Source organism: Paenibacillus turicensis, from assembly GCF_017873435.1.
Taxonomy (GTDB): Bacteria; Bacillota; Bacilli; order Paenibacillales; family Paenibacillaceae; genus Fontibacillus; species Fontibacillus turicensis.
The window spans coordinates 112,816-133,242 of record NZ_JAGGKG010000003.1 but is presented as its reverse complement, the minus strand read 5'-3'; the positions used below and the strand labels follow the sequence as shown (position 1 = coordinate 133,242).

The following is a 20,427-nucleotide window of genomic DNA, read 5'->3' as shown; positions in this document are numbered from 1 at the left end:
AACCTCCTAATTTAAGCCTAACCATATCATTAATGGTTTATATAATATAACCAGACCTACAGCGACAGCAAACACCGCAGAAACGAGCACAGCCCCCGCTGCGGTGTCTTTCGCCACTTTAGCAAGTGGATGCCACTCTGGACTAACAAGATCTATAACCGCTTCAATCGCACTATTAAGTAATTCCGCACACAGGACAAGGGCAATTACGATTAGTAATAAAGCAAAATCCCATGTCGGTATTTTCAAAATCCATGCCCACACAATGACAAGGATTGCAGCAACGAGATGAATACGAAAATTTCGTTCTGTCTTAAATGTCGATTGGATGCCCTGAAATGCAAAACGGAAGCTATCAATTAGCTTATATTTTGGCGGCTTCATTATCGTACAAGTCCAACTTGCTTCAATACAGCTTCTTGTTTCCCCATCATTTCGGCTTCACTTTCAGCATCCTGATGGTCATACCCTAACAAATGTAGAAATCCATGGACAAATAAAAACCCGAGCTCTCTTTCAAGTGAATGTCCATATTCTTCACTTTGCTCCTGTGCACGCTCTACAGAAATTATAATATCTCCAAGCATATCGCCAAATTCTAATTCTTCTCCATCCTCAAGCTCGTATACAATGTCTGGTTCCTCGTCCATCGATTCATTTAACGCAAAGGATAGCACATCTGTTGGACGATCAATACCTCTGTAGGCATAATTAAGCTCATGGATTTTTTCATTGGTCACAAAGGTAAGAGCAACCTCTCCATCTGTAACACCTTCAGCCTCTCCAGCCTTTTGTAAAATTTGATTTAATAAAGTAATAAACTGTTCTGAAATTTCATGATTTTCTTGTTCATTACTCCAAGCCAATTCTAGGCTCATTGTTGGTCACTCTCCTTGTTTTGCTGCTCCCTTGATTCTGGCTTTTTAGCATCTGGTGGATATTCAATACGGGAGTGGAAAATCCCCATTACTGCTTCTTTTAATGTTTTACCTACAATATCAAGCTCTTTTAACGTTAAGTCACACTCGTTTAACTGATGATCATCAAGTCTACTTTTAATAATTTTCTCAATCATTGATTCCACTTGTTCAACAGTTGGCTTACGTAGTGATCTGACGGCTGCTTCAACACTATCAGCAATTCCTACAATTGCGGCTTCCTTAGATTGAGCATTGGGACCAGGATATCTAAAATCGTCTTCAGTAAAGTCCGGCTCAACCCCTTGCTCCTCCGCTTGCTTAAGTGCTTTGTGATAAAAATAGTGTAAAAACGTTGTACCATGGTGTTGCTCTGCGATATCACGAATTGGTTTAGGTAATTTATATTCCTTTTGCATCTGTGCCCCATCATGGGCATGTGCAATAATAATTGATTTACTTAGCTTTGGATCAATAAAATCATGAGGGTTCTCAATATTGTTTTGATTTTCAATAAAATACGAAGGGCGTTTTGTTTTCCCTACATCATGATAATAAGATCCTACCCTACACAAAAGTCCATTTGCACCAATCGCTTCGGCCGCAGCCTCAGATAAATTACCAACCATCACACTATGGTGATAGGTGCCAGGTGCTTCGATTAACAACTTTCGAAGTAATGGATGGTTAGGGTTAGAGAGTTCTACCAGCTTAAGTGCAGATAAAATTCCAAATGTGACTTCAAAAAACGGCATTAATCCAATGACTAAAATTGTAGTGAGCAACCCACCAATAATTGCAGCACCAATCGCATACAACGTACTTGATTGATTCCAGCTATGATTATCGACGACGATCATTGAAAATACAGAAATAGCACCAAATAGGCAGTTCATAATTCCCGCTTTCAATAGGGAAGAACGTTGACTAGCACGATGAATCGAATAAATTGACGCCAATGAAGTTACAATAGCATAGAACCCAAATTGATAATCAAAAATATGTCCTTGATCTACATTAAAAATAATGCTAGCTAATATACTAAATATAATAGAAGAGATGAACGCTAGAGGAACATCAATCAATAACGTTATTAACATTGCCCCTGTAGCTATCGGTGCTAAATAACCAAAATAAACACGATTCTCATTTTGTAAAACACTAATAATAACCATAGACAAAATTGTTATTGTAAATATTAAGGCAAGCATTACGTATTGAGAATTATTATACTTTACTTTCCCACTATGCTCAGTTTGTCTAATAAACATTACAATTCCAAGCACTAACAATAACGACATCACCAATAAGCCTAATTGAGGCCAATAGTTAACTTCATCCTTTAATAGGCTATTTTTTTCTAGGAGTGTGTACATTTCCTGGGTAATTTTTTCACCCTTTTGGATTAGTACATCCCCTTGTTTAATATAGACAGTAGGAGTGTTTTCACGTGCGTCTACTTTGGCAGCTTTTGTTGCCTCTTCATCATAAAACTTGTTTGGCGTAATCGCTAAACGAGCAAGCTCCTGTACAACCTCACGAGCAGCACGCTTGGACAAAGAGCTTGTACTTACCATTTCAGCTACCTTTGCCCGAGCCGTTTGAGCTTCACTGATTTGATCTGCTGTTAATCTAGATACGATATTTACAGCAACTGGCTTCATTTCGTTTATATCATCTGCAGTCAAACGTGGAATTTTTATAAATGTTTCCTCAGAAATTTTATATTCCTGCTCTTCTATACGTTGTGCCATTTCTTGCAGCAAAGTAGTAGAATATGTACCGGAATTACGATTATTTCGAATAAATGTAGAAATATAATCTTTGGGCATCCGTTGTAGATCTTCACGATAAATACTAATTTTTTCTTCTGTTGACACTAGATCGTCTTGATTAAGGCGAAAAATACGATCCATTAAGTTATTCACTAAATTTTCATTGCGTAGTGGAATAATACTATAACTTTCTCCGACTCGGTCAGCAGCTTCTTCCTGTGCCTTTAATGTCGCTTTTGTGTCAGGTATTTCCATAGGTGCAAGAATTTGCTTTTCACTTGGCATCCCTACTTCGATATCATATCGTTCTGGCAACAGCTTTGGCGCCAGACTGAAATAAACCATGAGTACTAATAATGCGTATAAAGCATATCGAACTGCAACACTACTTCTCCAGCCCACATTATTAGATTGCAATTCCTTACCCTTTGCCTGCTCATTAGGGGTCATAGTTATAGCCCTCCTGAATTTTAAAACTTAGTGATATTAATTCCCTCTAAATTAAGCTTCATATTTTTCGGCAGCTGCATCATAAGCTACGATAATTTTTTGTACAAGTGAATGTCTTACAACATCACTTTCCATGAAATCCACAAAACCAATTTCCTCAATATCCTGCAAAATTTTACGTGCTTCAATTAATCCTGATTTTTTACCTCTAGGCAAATCAATTTGTGTAACATCACCCGTGATGACCATTTTTGAGCCATTACCCAAACGTGTTAAAAACATTTTCATTTGCTCAGGAGTTGTATTTTGTGCCTCATCTAAAATAATGAAGGAATCATCCAACGTACGCCCACGCATATAGGCAAGAGGTGCAATTTCAATTAAACCCCGTTCTAATGCTTTAGCTGTTTGTTCAGGGCCCATAACATCATATAACGCGTCATAAAGCGGACGTAAATACGGGTCAACCTTCTCCTGTAGGTCTCCTGGTAAGAAGCCTAAGCTTTCACCCGCTTCAACTGCTGGACGAGTTAAAATAATTCGTTTCACTGAACCTTCTTTAAGTGCAGAGATCGCTAAAACGACAGCTAAATAGGTTTTACCTGTTCCTGCTGGACCAATACCAAACACGACATCCCGTTTTTTCACGGTACTGACATAATGCTTTTGTCCAATCGTCTTAACCCGTATTGGTTTACCACGAAATGTAACTGCGACTTCACCTTTATATAGATCAAGCAATTGATCGGCACGTAATTCCTTCGCCAAACTAATCGCATACATAACGTCTCTTTCTGTCAAAATATAGCTATTACGTACTAACTCAAGTAATACATCAAATAACTGTTGTACCATTTGAAGCTCAGCTTCATCACCACGAATTGTGATTTCAGATTCTCTTAACACAATGCTTACTTTAAAACTTTGTTCAATCAGCTTTAGAAATACATCTTGAGGACCAAACAAAGATAACCCTTCTGATGCATTCAAAAGACTTAATTTGATATTGGTTGTTTTTTCTGACAAGTAGCCTCATTCTCCTTGACTGTGTACTAAAGGAAGTTCCTCCGTAATATCTTGCTCTACCTCAAAAAGCACTTTCATATAAACTTTACCATTGTCTGTCTTCTCATGCAAAATTTTTTCCGACTGAATGACACTATCTATGCCATATTTCGCTAAGACATCACTTCTGGCACGCTCGATCCCTTCAAGCTGAGCTTGTTTCATCGTTCGCGTAAAATCCATTTCTGTCGTTTCAAATATACTTTCTGTCAAATATCCAAATGGGAGCTTTAAATCTCTCCATCTTACAGGATTTAGATCACTAAGCACTCTATACTTATCATAATCAATTTTACCATAACCTGATAATTGAATTGCGGTTTGTCCAAAATATAAGTAACCTTTACGTTTCACATTTCCAGTATAAACCTTTTGCTTATAGGTAAGTGGAACAGAAATGTCATATTCGTGCCAGACAATCCCCTTCACTACACCTTTAGAAACAACAGTTTGCCCACCCTGTATACCTGAAATCAAAATTTGTCCTTTGCGAACTCGATCATTTTTTTTAACGCGTGGTTGTCCTCTTTCAGCATAGATGTGACTGATAACTGCATCTGTCTTACTGACAAGATGATGGGGCGTTAACAGATTTTTATCTTTAGGCTGTGATGCCTCCACCACCTCAATGACATATTTGGTCCCAACTCTAGAGATACCTACCCATGAAGCATTAGGAAGCTTCCGCGTTAATGCCGCAGCCAGCTTGTCCTGAGCATTTAAATTGTATATCCATTGATAACGGTGTAACCCTTCTTCCTTCGCCACACGTAAAATATCTTCCTCTGCTATTTTATGATTCCCTTGTACCTGTACATCCCATACAATAGAAGTCAGTCCAAAAATCAGACTCGCAAATAAAATAAAACCAATTATAAAACCCTTACGTTTCCAAAGTCGAGATAGGGTAAAGGGGAGTCCTGAGCGCTTTTGAATCGTTAATCTACAGCCTGTCCGCTTTAACACGGGACGAAGCAGAAAGAAATGAGGAACTGAGACTTTTAACCGTAACCTTCCATCTGCTAATGGCTTTAAATCCCATGCAACTATTCCTTCCTTTGTCATTTCATTAATAAACTGAGATTGATTGTCCCCTGATACAACAATAGAGACAATACCTTTGATTGAAGATAACATTGGTGATCTCATTTACTTCTCCCCCGCTCCCCTATATTTTATATCAGAAATAACACCTTCTACGACGATTTCATCAGGCATTATGGCTTGAATCACCAGCTCACTTCCAGTTACCTCTAGATAACCTTCACTTAGCTTTAAATGTAGCAACTCAGGGGAGAAGTGCTTTACCCCCCGATGATTCTCTATGTATAATTGCTTGCCCCCAATTAAGGTGAGCCTCGGCAAATTAAATACTAAATCATTAGGCAGGTCCAGCTTATCCGCCGTCCATTTGCGAAATCTGCGGGATATTTGGCTCATTATACCTATTCTCCTCCCCATAATCACTTCGCTATTACACTTTATACGGTGTACTATACAAATTATGCTAGTAGACATGGATTTATGAGAAGAACAATGAGTATACAAAACTAAAATAAAAAAGCAACAAGTCTCTTAATTTAAGAGCTTGTTGCTTTTTATAAATACAATGCCAAAGCATTGTAGGTTATTGGAGCAGTTCTTGAACAGCTTGGTTTACCAACTTGCCATCGGCCCGCCCCTTAACCTTGGGCATTAATGCACTCATGATTTTCCCCATATCAGCTTTTGAAGAAGCACCGGTTTCCTGGATGGTCTGCTGTACAATGACTTTTATTTCTTCTTCAGTAAGTTGTTGGGGAAGGTACTCGGCGATAAATTCAGCCTCAGCCTTCACCTTATCAGCCAAATCTTCTCGACCCGCTTTTGTAAATTCTTGGAGGGCATCTTTGCGCTGTTTGATTTCACGACTTAGGATATCAAGCACTTCATTATCGTTCAAAGTTCTTTTCAAATCTATCTCAAGATTTTTAATCGTTGCACGAATCAATCGAATAGTGGAGAGTTTGAACTTGTCTTGACTCTTCATCGCTTGCTTCATATCTTCGTTCAATCGCTCGCTAAGACTCATCGCTTAATCCTCCTAAAACTTTCTCTTACGAGCAGCCTCAGACTTTTTCTTGCGCTTAACGCTTGGCTTTTCATAATGTTTGCGTTTCTTCACCTCAGCCAATACGCCATCCTTTGCAATGGAGCGCTTAAAGCGACGAAGTGCAGCATCAATAGTTTCATTTTTGCGAACTTTAGTTTCAGACACCAGTTTTCCCTCCCTCCGACCAGACCGTCCAAGAGCTATAACACGGTTCATCACACTTCATTATAGGGGAATTATATTTAGAGTGTCAACCTGACGAGACGTATTTTTATACATCAATTTTACAAATTTATTTTCAAAAACAAATATTTGCATTATTTAGCCCTTAATAGTGCCTAAAATCACGCAAAATTTCCATATTTTAAATTAAAAAAAAGAAAATGATTATGCATGTGAGTCTGAAATCCCAACTAATGCACCAAGCTTAACACCACCTAGAAGATGGTAGTGAATATGATGTACGGCTTGTCCGCTATCAACACCACAATTGTTAATTAAACGATAACCTGTATCAGCAACACCTAATTGCTGAGCAACCTGCTGTGCAACTTTGTGCAAATCACCGATCAACGCGAAATCACCGCCTTGGAGCTCATTTGCTGATGCAATATGCTTTTTCGGTATGATTAACACATGTACAGGTGCGGCTGGCTGAATATCGTGAAAGACTAGAAACTTTTCGTCCTCATACACTTTATTAGATGGAATGGAGCCTTCAATAATTTTGCAAAACAAACAGTTTTCCATTTTTATCCTCCTAGGAAAATCATTAATATTTTTGGCTCAATCTTAAAATCGGTTCTTGACAAAAAGCTAACGAAGCGAAGGAGCAGGGAGGTGGAGAAGCGAGAGCGCGACAATCTTTCTGCAAGAAAAATACTTCGAGAGCATAAACACTTTAAGGACACAATTTCAACCATTCAACACATATTATAAAGAAAATGGGGCCTTAACAGCGGTTGAAGCCACTCCCTGCTACGTAGCCTATTACTTCATTGATTGTCAAGAACCGATTTCTGTGTTGAGCCATAATTTTAATCAATTTCATTATTCACTTCAATTGTTTTTAAGTATAGCACCGAAATTTACGTGATGGTAGCTCACGAGAACATAAAAAAGACAAAAAAAAGAAGCACCCTGCTTTTTCTCAACGGAAAAAAAGCTGGTCGCACGGACGTATTGTACACAACAACTAAGCTCTGTTACCAATACGTCCGACGGGGTGCTTGCAAAAATGATGTCGGCTTAACTGTAGTATAACAGGGGGATGAAGCTGTATCTGTGATTTAGTTCACACTCAATGAAATAAATCCAGAATTAGGAATACAAATTTCAAGACAACAAGTAATTATTTTCTTCATGAGCCTCTTGTATAGTTCTTATCTCAAATGATTTATAGCCTGATTGTATAAAGGGATCTTTCTGTGCAATTTCAGTTGCCTCAACGATATCTTGTGCTCTTATTACCACCATGCCCCCTGGGTAATCAATAAAGGGCCCACACAAGACAAGCTGATCCTGCTCCTTTAATTTCTTTAAATGATCAACATGAAGCTTCACGACTTGTTCAGTAAGAGGTTTTAGATTTTCCATTAAATAAATGTACATATATGTCTAATCTCCTTCTTCTTTTATTTATAGCTTCTCCAACACAATTTTCGAGCCATCTCCCCCACTTTCCGCAGGCACTACAACTAATTTACGCGGGAGACGAGCACGAAGATCAGCAACATGGCTAATGATCCCCACTGCCAAATGCTCATGATGTAAATGCTCTAGTGAAGTGATCACGGTATCCAGCAATTCTGGATCTAATGTACCAAAACCTTCATCAAGGAAGAAAAATTGTAATGGATATTGTCCACGAAGCTGAATTTGTGCTGATAAAGCAAGCGCAAGCGCTAATGACGTCAAAAAGGTTTCCCCTCCAGACAAAGTACCAACTGGTCTTCTTACCCCTCCATTGGCATCATCTCGAATCACAAATCCACCACCAGAGTCACTTTCTAGCGCATAACGTTGGTTCGTCAAAAATTTAAGACGCTCTGAGGCTGAACGACTTACATTCATTAGCTGCTCCTCTGCGATATATTCAACAAAGGCATTTCCTCGCAACGAGGTTTGTAGCTTAACTAGCAAGTTATGCTTGTGCTCAAGCTTTATTTTCTGCTCCTCTAGCTGCTGCCACCTTGTATGTCTAAGCTTGATATCCTCTAAATCACGCTCTAGCCTAGCGGCATGACGTACAGCTAGCTCAGCGTCGCTCTTAGCTTGCTCAACTTCTGCTTGTTTTTGCTGCCACATGGCTTCATCTACCCGTTCTTTACCAAGCCTTGACTGAAGATCTTTAATTGTAACCTCTAATTCACGCTGTAAATTTAAATGCTGTTCAATTTGTGCAGTATACTGCGAAATCTGTTCAGATTCCATCCAAGTCGCCATCACCTCGGCTTCGTCCTTAAACGGAGATTCGGCTAACGCTTTCTCCCACACTAAAACTTGTCTTTGCCACTGATCTTTGACACTTGCTAATGCTTGCTCAGCTATCCCATGCCCAGTGGAGCGCTCGTGGAAATTTTTTAACGCTAGCTCATATTTTTCTTCGCTAGTTTTAGCTGCGAAACGTAATTTTACAAGCTGTTGTTGGACATCTGTTAGCAAAGGTGCTACCGCTTGCCCTTGACTCCATAGCTTCAAGCGAGCTTGCTTTTCTTCCAGCAATTCACTTTTGCCCTCTAGTTGAGTCGATAATTGCACACGATGCTTGTCTAGCTCAATAAGTCCATCCTTTAGCTGTCCAATTTTAGCTGTGGTCTCCTCAATAAAAGGTAAGCTACGTGCTAAACGCTCTTTAATGTCCTCTGCGTCTATATCCCTTCGCTCTATTTCCTCCCAGCGTAACGTTGCAGGTCCCTTATCACTACCATCCTGACTGCTTTGTAAAGGAAGCTGCGCTAATATATGTTGATATTGTTGTAGCTGCTCTTGTAATAACGTCTTTTGATCGGCAAGTTCTTGTCCCTTTTGCTCCACTGCGGATTGTTCACTTACGATTGTCAACGAGGTTTGAGCTAGCTTTCGCCAAGAGACTTGAATTTGCTTCGTTGTCTGTATCCACTGTGCTATAACAGCTTGTTGTGCTGAACATTGTTGTTCAAATTGGTGTAGCTGCTCACCACAAGCCACAAGTTCCTTCGTCCAAAACGGAATAAACTTAGCCTGTGCTTCACTTTCTTCACTATGAGGTGAATTTAATTCACTAGAAACACTCACTGCAGTTTCCTTCAGAGTGTCCTGTAATCGATTAGATTGTAAATGCTCCATCCCCTCTATGAACTCTAACCCTTCTATTGGCTCTAACTCTGTTATACTTTCTATTAAAGTAACCAGCTGCTCAACGCTACGTTCATAACGATATTCTAGTTTATTAAATTCCGCTGCCCAACTCTGGATATCATTAAATTGCGCTTGTAGCTCGTGATGAGCGACCTCTAGCTGTTCAGAATTGGCTAGAGCTGGATGATGCACCGAACCACATACTAAGCAAGGCTCTCCTACTATTAAGCCTGATGCAAGCTGTGAAGCCCATCTAAGCTTTTGCTCATGTTCACTTAACTGTTGTAACTGGCGTTGGACCGTTTGTAATTGAATCTGCCAAGCCTTTACTTCAGTCTTTGATTTTATTTGCTGCCCCATCAAATCATGTAGTTGCTGTAATGTCTCCTTAAGTTGGCCATTAAGCATGACTTGCTCTGCTTGAAGTGTTGCCATTTGCTTCTGTATTTCTAACGCCTTGTTGCTCCACAACTGCTCTTCCTTGGCTAAAGCCTCTAGCTGAGTACTAAGCTGAATTGCAGCTTGCTCTTCCCGTAATGCCTCTTGGGCTTGCTTACGTTCCAAAGGCTTTACTTCATTAAGTAATGCCTGCTGCTCAAGCTCTACCTTTCGATGTTGCGCCTTGACCAATAACTGCTCTTCCTTGCTTAACAAGTGCTGGGCTTGCTGCCTTTTTGATTCCATATCAGCTAACTGTGCTTTCATATGTAAGCTTTCATCTTGAAGCTTTACGCATTCCTTTTCTAGTAGCTGAGCTTGCTCTAACTGCTCAATACGTTGGAGCAACTGCGGCTCATTTTGAGCTAACTGCTCTTTTGCTTCCTTTAAGGCTGCGGATGTCGTCTCACGCTCTTTATTTGCAGTCTCCAAGCTAGCAGTTGCCTGCTGTAGCCCTAGCTCAAGTGTGGATACTTGCTGCTGTAGTTGCTTGAGCGTAGTTAAAGGTAATTTTAATGCCGTAGCCTCATTTGCCCTTGTCAGCTTCATCTGCATATTGTCAACTTCAGCCTGTTTTTGCTGTAGGTTATTTCTCTGCGCTAAAGCTTGCTCTAAATCGCGACTCCATTGTCTTTTTAGTGTTAGCTGCTGTAGCTGCTGCTGAGCCTGTTCGAGTACCTTTTGTCTCTCCTTGGTGTACATGACAGCCAATTGCCAGCTAGAATCGATCACTTCCACTTGCTCAAAGGAGGCGGCCCCTAAGCCTTGTTGCTCCGCTTGAAGCTCCCGTAATTGCTGCTCATGCTCCTTTACATAACGATTCACCTTTTGCCCAAGCACATCCCCATATTGCTCCAGGTGAAATAGACGTTGAAGCATCGCCCTACGATCTACACCTTTAAGCGACAGAAACTCTGCAAACTTTCCCTGTGGCAACACGACCGCCCGTGTGAAATCATCTAGCTTAAGTCCAATTTTTTGCTCGACACATTTTGTCACATCAGCGAGCTTATCGGCTACAACCGTTTCTCCCTGCTCTGTAACCGCAATAAATCGGCTAATTGTATTGCTAATTGAAAGCTCATTTGTTCGCTTAAATCTACGTTCTACACGATATCGCTCTTTACCCTTAGCAGAGGTAAGCTCAAACGTAAAGGAAACAAACAAGGCATCCTCAGATTGATTCATAATACCTTGGGTGCCTCCTAACGCTCTGCCTACTTTTCCATACATCGCAAGTGTTATCGCATCTAAAATTGTAGATTTGCCACTACCGGTAGGACCAAATATACCAAACAAGCCCATCTCAGTTAGTGCAGAAAAATCAATCTCCTGCATTTGGCGGTAGCTCTGTAGCCCTGCAATTTTCAAATGGATTGGCTTCATTTATTCCGCCCCCTCTTCGCCCAAGCTTTCTTTATTTTCCTCAACTAAGGACATAAACAGCTCCACTAGCTCCTGTTCTGGCTCAGCTCCCCCGTGCTGACGGGTATAAAAATGAGTAAACATTTCGGCAATCGATAAGCTAGCACGCTCTGAAGCACTTAACTCCTGCTCTTGCTCTGGATAGATAGGACGAATATGAATAATGCCTTGGTGCGCTTTGCGAAGTGCGTGGATGTCCCCGAGTGACATCGCTTCCGTTAATTTGATCTCAAGATCAATAAACGCTTGGCGATCACGTCCCTCATCCAACCAACGCTGTACCTCCTCCAAGCCGCCTTGACATCTCCATTTAAGCAATGGACGTCCACATGTCAAATAAATTTCCTCTAGCACAGGTGACTGTCCAGGGGCAATATCAAGTAACATCACCGATTTAGTCTGTCCTGCCTCTGAGAAGCTATAGGCTAAAGGAGAACCACTATAGCGAATAACCCCTTCTCCTTTTACCTGCTGAGGGCGATGAAGGTGTCCAAGGGCAGTATATTGCGCACCAATATTTAGTTCAGAAGGGCTCACCGTATACGCACCACCAACTTGGATCGGACGCTCTGAATCACTTTCTAACCCACCTAACACATAAATATGGCTCATCGCTAGATTAATAGTATCCGCTTTAAAGTGTTGACCCATTTGAGCCATTAATTTGCCGACCTTCGCACTATATTGAACCCGAAGTGCCTGTTCACTTTCATCTAAGGAGAGCAACTCACTTAATCTTGCTTCAGAAGGATAGGGTAATGCCGCAATAATCGCTTGCTCATTGGTACGCGCTACATTGACATAAATAGGTGAAGCCACAGGAAGTCCAAGCAGTGAAATGCCTTGGGCTGCAACAAGTGGTGAAGATGCGGCTACACGTTCTGGCTGATCATGATTGCCCGCAATAATAACAAGCCGACTCCCCTCTGCGGTTAATCTAGCACAAGCCTCATAAAATAGCTTTTCTGCCATGGCAGGCGGATTTACACTATCATATACATCCCCCGCCATTAAAATGAGATCCACCTTGTGCTCTCTCACAATAGTAACAAGCTCATCAATAAATGCCTCTTGCTCCTCTTGTCTACTTCTACCTTCTAACGTTCGCCCCAAATGCCAATCCCCTGTATGCAAAATTTTCATTGCTTACACTCTCCCATCCTACTAATACCATTGCTACTAATTTTATATTTTAATCGCTTCCCCTTGATCAAAGAAATACAACCACTTTTCATGCACAGGTTGTCCTGTCATCTCTTGGATTGCTTTCTGATATAACTCTAGCTGAAATTTATAATGCGCAGCTAACGCCTCAATTCCACCAAGGTGCGGGTTAACTCTATCACTTTTGTAATCCAACAAATACAACTTGTCATCTACACTAAATAAACAATCAATAACCCCTTGCAAAAGTACGACTTCACCAGCTAACTCCTCATTTTCATCACTAAATAGAGACTTCTTGCCTTGGAGTCCTTCTCCATTAGTTCCTTCATTAAGCTTAGGCAATAAATCTGTCAATAAGTCAGCATGAGTATCCTGTACAGCTAAGCCAAAGCTAAATGGCACCTCTCGCTTCACCCACTGAGCCTGACGGAGCAAAACACCAACTGGACTTAGTAAAAAGTCAACAATGCGCTGTGGGTCGATCACCTCTCCTTGTGGTGCTGTTAAAATTTTATTTAAGATGAGTTTAGCTATCGTCTCTTGAATAATGCCTACTGAGGGCTCAACGTCAAAAGGAACATGCTGCATTAGCACATGATAAGCAGTACCACGCTCGGTTGGCGACAGCTTGACCTGCTCCATAAACCTCGGACGCTGTAAATGCAATTGATACACGACCTCTTTTTCTTCTTCCGGCGCTTGTCCACTCTTTCTAGCTTGTTCCTCTCTAAGCTGCTTTCGCTCAAAAATAGAAAGGCTTGGCTCATTTTGCAAACTCATTTTTGCTTTCATTTCAGTGACAGAGGTTTGAGCAGGTATTCTAGTTGCAATCTGATATGGATACTTCCATGCTAGCTTGGTATGAATTTCATCGTAAATATGCTGATCTACTTTGGCGCTTAATTGTAAATCAGTATCTAGCAAGTTAGCCTCCATATCCATTTGTTCACGCGTTGCCGCGGCAGGCATAGCTAAATATTGCGAAGCTGCAACGGAAATAACAATATTCCAATCCTTCATTCCTTCAAATGCTTGTGTGGAAGGTTCCACTAAATCCGCTGCTTCACGTAATGGCAATGCAGATGGATGCCGAATTAACGCAGGACCTATCCAGTCTAAGTAACACTTTGCACGTGCTAGCAAATGATCTGGTAGTTTCTGCCCCTGAACATGAATCGCACTCCCCCATGCCTCAAGCGATTTAAGTAAGTCTTTTACTGCCGATACCATAATTAACTTCTCTCTTGGACGTGTTAAAGCCACATACAACACACGCATTTCCTCGGCAAGCAGCTCTAGCTCTGCCCTACGACGAATCGCTAGATTAGGTAACATCGGGTAGCTAACTCGCAATGCCTCATCCACATATTTAGGACCAAATCCCAGCTCCTTATGCACTAAAAAAGATCCATTTAAATCTTGACGATTAAATTGTTTAGCTAACCCCGCGATAAATACGACAGGAAATTCAAGCCCTTTACTTTTATGAATCGTCATAATACGAACGGCATTACTTTGATCACTCGAAGTGACTGCCGCCCCTAGATCGCCCCCATTTTCACGTAAGCGAGTAATGTATCGTAAAAAAGGAAATAAGCCACTAGACATGGTGGACTGCTCATATTGTCGCGCGCGATCATGTAGTGCCTGTAAATTAGCTTGTCTTTGCACACCAGCAGGCAAACCACCAACCCAATTTAAATATCCTGTATCGCTATAGATTTTCCAGATCAGCATACTTAGCTGGCCTTCCCTAGCAAAGCTACGCCAAGCCGTTAAATGTTGTTTAAACGCATCTAGCTTGCCCAGCAATAAAGGAGATAGCTTTTCCTTTTCCGCCTCAACTACAGACATTTCAGCGTATTCAGTCGTTTCAACTTCAACTAATCCTGTGCAATCATCTATTGCCCAAATGGCTTCAAGCCCCTGATAAAAGCTACTTCCTCGCTCCTTGGGACGATACAATGCGATTTGTGCTAATTCATCCTCTGTAAGTCCATAAACAGGGGAGCGTAAAACGGCGGCAAGTGGAATATCCTGAAGTGGATTATCTATAATTTGAAGAAAGGACAACATCGTCTCGACTTCGATGGCATCAAAATAACCTTGGTTTAATTCCCCAACGACAGGAATGCCTTGAAGAGACAATTCTTCCATCATGACTTTTGCCCATGAGGCTGTAGAGCGCAACAAAATAACGATGTCACTATAACGAACAGGACGATTTTCCTTTAACCCTTTATCATAGACTTGAAAAGCCGATTCTCCAGTTGCTCCCATTAGTTTATGAATACGTGCCGAGATCGCTCTTGACTCCAAAACAACCGCATCTAGCTCAGCCTTATCTACTTCATCGGTCAGTTGCTCCTCATAAGCCTCACGATGCTCCTCTAGGGCTGAATCTAGCTCTAAAGACTCTTCACTACGGTCAATTAACAACCATTCGGGAGCGTAAATAGAGGTTTCACTATGATCCTCTTCTGTAGTTGTATACCCCTCGCCATATACTAATTCAGCTCGTTCATCGTAATTAATTTCTCCAACCGTCTCATCCATAATTTGTCTAAAAATTAAGTTAACGGTATCAATCACTTGAGAGCGACTGCGAAAGTTACGTGCTAAATCAATACGATAGCCACCCTCCATGTTATCTTCGTATTGATAACGCCGATATTTATCTAGGAATAAGCCAGGGTCTGCAAGACGAAAACGATAAATACTTTGCTTCACATCACCAACCATGAAACGATTCCCTGGGGATGTCCGCGAAATTAAACGTACGATCTCTTCCTGTACGGTATTCGTATCCTGATATTCATCTAGTAAAATTTCTTCATATTGCTGTTGATATTCAAGCGCAGCATCCGAAGGAATTAATTGTGTTGGCGTTGCATCTGGATGTCTTAAAATTTGTAACGCGTAATGCTCCAGATCGGAAAAATCCAACCAGCCCCGACTCACTTTTGCGATGCGATAAGCCTCTGCAAATTGAGAGACTAAAGTAGCTAACTCTTGCATCAAGGGGGCACTAGCATGAAGCTCAGCAATAAACTGAGCAGTTGTTCTGCCAAATAGCTGCGTTTGTAAGGCAGATAAGCTTTTCTTAACCTCATCACGTAACGCCTTTACACGCTCCTGCATCATGGGATCAGTTTGATCCTTTTTACACGGCTTTAGCTTGCCAAACGATACGGTCTGGAACAATTCATACCATGAAGCCCATGCTTGCTGCTTAACCCCGTCCATTAACGTCTGTACCATGACACTATCTGCTGCTAAGGTTTCAACATAAGGGGCAGGTCCACCTGGTGACATCGCGATTGCCTTGCCTTGCTCAAGACGCCCCAATGCACCTTCTAGCGTCAGCAACACATCCTGCATAATGCTTTTTATCCATACGTTATGCTGTAGATTTTGTTCATCTGCATGTACAAACATATCTGCAGCTTGCTGTAGCCATACCTCAGGCCATGGATGACTTCTGGAGAAATCATATAAACGCAACACGAGCCAAAAAACAGCATCGTCTCCTTTTTCCCCACCATACCAATCAACAAGAGATAAAAAAGGAGTTTGTCCAATTTCATTGCTATATTTTTGCTCAAATAACTCCTCCAAAACCTCCTGCCGCAAAAGTGAAGTTTCACTTTCAGCCGCAATCCGAAAGCCTGGATCAAGTGGAATTAATGTATAATGTCGCTGAATGACCTCCATACAAAAGGAGTGTAAGGTTGTAATTGAAGCTGATCCAAGCATCGCAAGCTGTCTTTTTAAATGTGAGTCATTTGGATTTTTTTCAAGTGCAGTTTCAAGTGCTTCACCAATTCGATGGCGCATTTCAGCCGCAGCCGCTTTGGTAAAGGTAGCCACTAATAAGCGATCTACATCAATAGGGGATTCTGTATCACATAACTTACGAATAATTCGTTCAACGAGTACAGCCGTTTTACCAGAGCCTGCTGCTGCCGCAACAAGCATGTCCTCCCCCGCTAACGTAATTGCTTTCCATTGATCATCACTCCAAAATACACCTTCTGGTTTTGGGGTTATGTTCATAGTGGCTTCACCTCCTTCTCTATGCCTTCAAATAGCTCCCACATTTGATTTTTATTTTTACTACGCAATAAATGATAATCATTGCCCTCCATGCTGTCGTCAAACTGACATACAGACCGATAGGCACAATGGGTGCACGCCGTTTCTGTTCCTAGTCGATAAGGAGCAATCTTAACATCACCATCTGTAATCCGAGTACCTATCGTTTCGATCGTATGTCTTGCATTGCTCAGCAATGTCTCCCACTGCTCTAAAGTCGCAACTGAAGCAGAGCTATAAAAGCCTCCGTCCGCTTTTAACGCAACAGGCAAAATATCGGAATACCCCTTGTCTAGTGGCGCATCCATCTTTGCTATGACATCTCGGTCAGCTAGCACTAAGCCCTTCATTTTAAACGCCTTGAGCATATCTAGCTTTGCTTGCTCTTGGCTTATGTGATTACTATTTTGTAAAAGAGGATTATGCACATGGAAATACAATGTACCCGCAGGTAAAGCTCTTTGCCCCAACCAAGCTTCGGCTGAAGTCAGCAATACGTCTAGGTATGTGAGCATCTGCAAGGACAAGCCATAATACACCTCATGTAGCTTCAAATCAGTCTGACTTGATTTATAATCAATGACACGTAGAAGTAAGCCTTGCTCACTTTCTGCCATATCAACACGGTCAATACGCCCGACAATTTCCATCACATAGCCATTCGGTAATTGGAAGGTTAACGGTGGAAGAGGGCGCCCTGGTCCAAAATCCAGCTCCAAGCCAATCGGCTCAAAGCTTGCCCTTTTTGCTTGCTCCCCCAAAATAACAGAAGCTCTGCCCACAATATTTTTGAGCTTACGCGAAATATAGCCATAACGTTTAGAGCTAAGCAAAATTTGTCCTTGTAGCTTAGGCACTAAGTGGTCTACGACCTCTTCCGCCTGCTGCCAGCATTCCTCCTCAGAGAGCAAACCCCAGCTTTTTCCTTGCTCCTGTAGCGTAAGCGCAATTTTACTTAACGCAGCATGAAATAGCTGACCAATATCTGGCGCCTTTAGCGCAAACACCTTTCGCTCCCTTAACGCAAGCCCATATGAAGCAAAATGAGAAAACGGACAAGCAGAAAACTTCTCCATACGAGACACGCTTGTACGTAGTACCTTGCCATACAATTTTTTACTTGTGATTGGCTGTAGGGTTATCGTTTTATTTTTATAGCCAAGCGATTGTAGTAAGGAAGCGGTCTGATCCCACCAGTCGGGTTGGGTCTTGTACCAGCCAAGCACCTCCCACCAAGCACGTGCAATAGGAATACCCGCCTGATACATTCGTAATCTAGCAATAAGCTGTGGCAGTTCAGCTTGCGGATGAGTTAATAGATTTAAAACAGCTTCTTCATCCTCCTGCTCTGTATAACCACCAAGCGTAACTTCTGTTAAATAGGGTGCAAAATACCCCTTTACCTGTCGGATCACTTCTGATGGCAATAAGCTTTTGCCTTCTTCATCCCCTTTGGGGTAGCTTAACCACAATGAAGTATTTGCTGAGGTTAAGGCGCTATAAATAAGAAATCTTTCGTCCAATTGCTGTCTGGATAGATTAGGTCCCAATACGACACCATTTTTATCCAACACCTCACGTTCAATCGGATTTAGAATCGTCATGTCTTGTTTTGCCGCTGGGAGAACTCCTTCGTTAAGTCCTAACAAAAACACATGCTTAACATGATTACTTCTTGTTCGATCGATCGTACCAATTAAAACCTGATCCAAAGAGGGAGGGACCAACGATAAATGAAGTGATTTTAACCCTGTTTCTAGTACACCTGCAAATAACAGTGAATCTAGTTGTTCTTCTCCCATCATCTCTACCATCTGATCAAGGACGTCCAATATTTTTTTCCAGAGCTGTCTATGCTCTAACGCTTGTTGTGCCTGCCCCTGCCCCAACGCCTCATGCGCCCATAAGTCTAAACGTTGTGGAGCTTCAACTTGCATAAGTAGTTCATAAACTGCACTACACATCGCTGTCACGCTTTTAGCAGCCTGAAGCTTCTTACCAAAAGCATGAAGAGGTTGTACAATGGCAGCACGACACAATTCTAGCTTATGTAGCCTAGTTGCATGTGCTTCCTGTGTGGCTGTAGATGGCTCTCCTTCCTCTAGTGAGGCGTGAGATGATAAATTCCATGGTGTACCATCATACCAACGATAGCCACTTATTCCACTCGCCAAAATATAGTTTTCTAAATCGTCCATATCTCCCCATGTTAAACTATCATCCGTAGGAAACAGACAACCTGTTTTTACACAGCGAAAAACATCTTCATATTTCCAATTTTTCAGCACAACGTTAAGCGCCGCACGCATAAATTCAACAAGAGGATGGGATAACATACTAAACTTTTTATCTATAAAATAAGGAATTTCAAATTGTTCTAACATCGTTTCAAATATATGCTGGTAGTCTTCAAGATTAGAGACAAAAATCGCCATGTCTCGCCATCTTGCCCCTTCATCACGCGCAAGCTTTACCATACGACGTGCTACGCCCTCGACCTCGCTCCGACGATTTGCCGCAGCACGAAGGGATAACGACTGTAATAATTCAGATGGATTAACAACATCAGCCCGTTTTCTCCTACTCTGACTCGCATATAACTTTTCTAGCTGACCTAAGGTTTGGCTTTGTATAAAACGTGGAAACGTATTCGGCTCTAGCATGATCGTTGGCTTAACTTCTATTCCCTGCTCCTTCGCCATTTCCATTAGCTTGTAGCAAGCAAGTCCAGTACCATGGAATAAATCCAGTTCCTGAGGTGGCTCAGTATCGTAAGGACGATCCAGCGTCAAGCATACAGTGACCTTTTTCGCCTGCTTCATCAATGCTCCAATTGCGTCAAATTCCTGAGGCGTAAAGCTATAAAAGCCATCTATCCAAATCTCAGCTTCCTTTATATATGTAGAAAAAGGCGTACCCTCTACTAATTTTGCAAGATGATCTTCTGCATCAATATACAACAAAGCACATTCAGCTTCAAATTCACGATAAATGAGCGCCAAATCATGTAGCTTATCTCTAAATAGAGGCGTTAAATGATCCCCTTGCTCCAGCACAGTTAGTGAACGCTGTAATTCCTGACTATCCAACTTATAACGCTTAAATTCCGTATACAACGTATTTATTTCTTCAATAAAACCTAGTTGATCTGCAGCATGCCCGTATAGCTCTAGCTCATCCCTATGCCGAGCCATCACTTTATAGAGCAGCATTTTTTTGCCTTCATCACTGATGGGAATTAAAGCCGCTCCCCCCGTCTCCTGCATAATACGATAAGCAAGCCGGTGGAAGCCTAATACTTGAGTACGAAGACTACCAGAAATGCCTGGGGTCTGTAGAATGGTTCTTTCTATTTGAAAGGTTGCCTGCTCAGGTGCAATTAAAATTAATGGCGAACCTAATGGGTTGGTGGAAACAGCAGTTGTAATTTGCTGTAATACATGATGGCTTTTTCCGCTGCCGGCACGTCCAATAATAAGCTGTAATGACAAGGAAAGCCCTCCTTTAAATTGACGTAAAATATTATATAACGACTATAACGATCAATGTGATCTGTCTTACAGTATATCACAATAGTAGCGTGCTTTTTATGTATCGCTGAAGCGTACTTTTTGGTAAAACGAAGTCATAGCTGTAGTAAAAAAAGTAATATGTATGCTTAAGC

14 protein-coding genes are annotated in these 20,427 nt (G+C 41.5%); all 14 read right to left on the bottom strand.

The annotated features are described in order from the left end of the window. Positions 1 to 6: 6 nt before the first annotated feature. The 14 genes from J2Z32_RS04620 to addB all read right to left on the bottom strand — a co-directional run bounded on the left by J2Z32_RS04620 (position 7) and on the right by addB (position 20,254). Positions 7 to 384 carry a diacylglycerol kinase family protein gene (locus J2Z32_RS04620; protein WP_210088004.1) on the bottom strand — a complete coding sequence of 126 codons (378 nt, stop codon included), beginning with the start codon at positions 382 to 384 and terminating at the stop codon, positions 7 to 9. Further along, positions 384 to 878 (bottom strand): rRNA maturation RNase YbeY, encoded by a 495-nt coding sequence (gene ybeY / locus J2Z32_RS04615; protein WP_210088003.1) that lies wholly within the window; start codon positions 876 to 878, stop codon positions 384 to 386. Before ybeY ends, J2Z32_RS04620 begins: the two co-directional genes overlap by 1 nt. Beyond that, positions 875 to 3,142 carry an HD family phosphohydrolase gene (locus J2Z32_RS04610; protein ID WP_210088002.1) on the bottom strand — a complete coding sequence of 756 codons (2,268 nt, stop codon included), beginning with the start codon at positions 3,140 to 3,142 and terminating at the stop codon, positions 875 to 877. Before J2Z32_RS04610 ends, ybeY begins: the two co-directional genes overlap by 4 nt. 51 nt (positions 3,143 to 3,193) lie before the next feature. Beyond that, entirely contained in the window at positions 3,194 to 4,168 is a 975-nt protein-coding gene (locus J2Z32_RS04605) for a PhoH family protein (protein WP_210088001.1), read from the bottom strand. 6 nt (positions 4,169 to 4,174) lie between these two features. Beyond that, entirely contained in the window at positions 4,175 to 5,356 is a 1,182-nt protein-coding gene (gene yqfD, locus J2Z32_RS04600; RefSeq protein ID WP_210088000.1) for a sporulation protein YqfD, read from the bottom strand. Next, entirely contained in the window at positions 5,357 to 5,647 is a 291-nt protein-coding gene (gene yqfC / locus J2Z32_RS04595; RefSeq protein ID WP_210087999.1) for a sporulation protein YqfC, read from the bottom strand. A gap of 187 nt (positions 5,648 to 5,834) precedes the next feature. Continuing rightward, entirely contained in the window at positions 5,835 to 6,278 is a 444-nt protein-coding gene (locus J2Z32_RS04590) for a GatB/YqeY domain-containing protein (protein ID WP_210087998.1), read from the bottom strand. Between the two features lie 12 nt (positions 6,279 to 6,290). After that, on the bottom strand, positions 6,291 to 6,464 hold the full coding sequence (gene rpsU, locus J2Z32_RS04585; RefSeq protein ID WP_005547957.1) for a 30S ribosomal protein S21: 174 nt from the start codon (positions 6,462 to 6,464) through the stop codon (positions 6,291 to 6,293). Between the two features lie 222 nt (positions 6,465 to 6,686). After that, complete coding sequence (locus J2Z32_RS04580; RefSeq protein WP_210087997.1) at positions 6,687 to 7,049, bottom strand: histidine triad nucleotide-binding protein; 363 nt, start codon at positions 7,047 to 7,049, stop codon at positions 6,687 to 6,689. 585 nt (positions 7,050 to 7,634) lie between these two features. After that, complete coding sequence (locus J2Z32_RS04575) at positions 7,635 to 7,910, bottom strand: YciI family protein (protein WP_210087996.1); 276 nt, start codon at positions 7,908 to 7,910, stop codon at positions 7,635 to 7,637. A gap of 27 nt (positions 7,911 to 7,937) precedes the next feature. Continuing rightward, positions 7,938 to 11,462 (bottom strand): AAA family ATPase, encoded by a 3,525-nt coding sequence (locus tag J2Z32_RS04570; protein WP_210087995.1) that lies wholly within the window; start codon positions 11,460 to 11,462, stop codon positions 7,938 to 7,940. After that, complete coding sequence (locus J2Z32_RS04565; protein WP_210087994.1) at positions 11,463 to 12,644, bottom strand: exonuclease SbcCD subunit D; 1,182 nt, start codon at positions 12,642 to 12,644, stop codon at positions 11,463 to 11,465. A 42-nt stretch (positions 12,645 to 12,686) separates the two neighbouring features. Continuing rightward, complete coding sequence (addA, locus tag J2Z32_RS04560) at positions 12,687 to 16,724, bottom strand: helicase-exonuclease AddAB subunit AddA (RefSeq protein ID WP_210087993.1); 4,038 nt, start codon at positions 16,722 to 16,724, stop codon at positions 12,687 to 12,689. Further along, positions 16,721 to 20,254, bottom strand: coding sequence for a helicase-exonuclease AddAB subunit AddB (gene addB / locus J2Z32_RS04555; protein WP_210087992.1), 3,534 nt, complete (start codon positions 20,252 to 20,254; stop codon positions 16,721 to 16,723). The genes addA and addB overlap by 4 nt, the downstream gene beginning before the upstream one ends. Positions 20,255 to 20,427: the final 173 nt, after the last annotated feature.

Excerpts from the sequence above, each read along its gene's own strand:
- J2Z32_RS04620 (WP_210088004.1), bottom strand. The coding sequence starts at position 384 with ATGAAGCCGCCAAAATATAAGCTAATTGATAGCTTCCGTTTTGCATTT.
- ybeY (WP_210088003.1), bottom strand. The coding sequence starts at position 878 with ATGAGCCTAGAATTGGCTTGGAGTAATGAACAAGAAAATCATGAAATT.
- J2Z32_RS04610 (WP_210088002.1), bottom strand. The coding sequence starts at position 3,142 with ATGACCCCTAATGAGCAGGCAAAGGGTAAGGAATTGCAATCTAATAAT.
- yqfD (WP_210088000.1), bottom strand. The coding sequence starts at position 5,356 with ATGAGATCACCAATGTTATCTTCAATCAAAGGTATTGTCTCTATTGTT.
- yqfC (WP_210087999.1), bottom strand. The coding sequence starts at position 5,647 with ATGAGCCAAATATCCCGCAGATTTCGCAAATGGACGGCGGATAAGCTG.
- J2Z32_RS04590 (WP_210087998.1), bottom strand. The coding sequence starts at position 6,278 with ATGAGTCTTAGCGAGCGATTGAACGAAGATATGAAGCAAGCGATGAAG.
- J2Z32_RS04580 (WP_210087997.1), bottom strand. The coding sequence starts at position 7,049 with ATGGAAAACTGTTTGTTTTGCAAAATTATTGAAGGCTCCATTCCATCT.
- J2Z32_RS04575 (WP_210087996.1), bottom strand. The coding sequence starts at position 7,910 with ATGTACATTTATTTAATGGAAAATCTAAAACCTCTTACTGAACAAGTC.
- J2Z32_RS04570 (WP_210087995.1), bottom strand. The coding sequence starts at position 11,462 with ATGAAGCCAATCCATTTGAAAATTGCAGGGCTACAGAGCTACCGCCAA.
- J2Z32_RS04565 (WP_210087994.1), bottom strand. The coding sequence starts at position 12,644 with ATGAAAATTTTGCATACAGGGGATTGGCATTTGGGGCGAACGTTAGAA.
- addA (WP_210087993.1), bottom strand. The coding sequence starts at position 16,724 with ATGAACATAACCCCAAAACCAGAAGGTGTATTTTGGAGTGATGATCAA.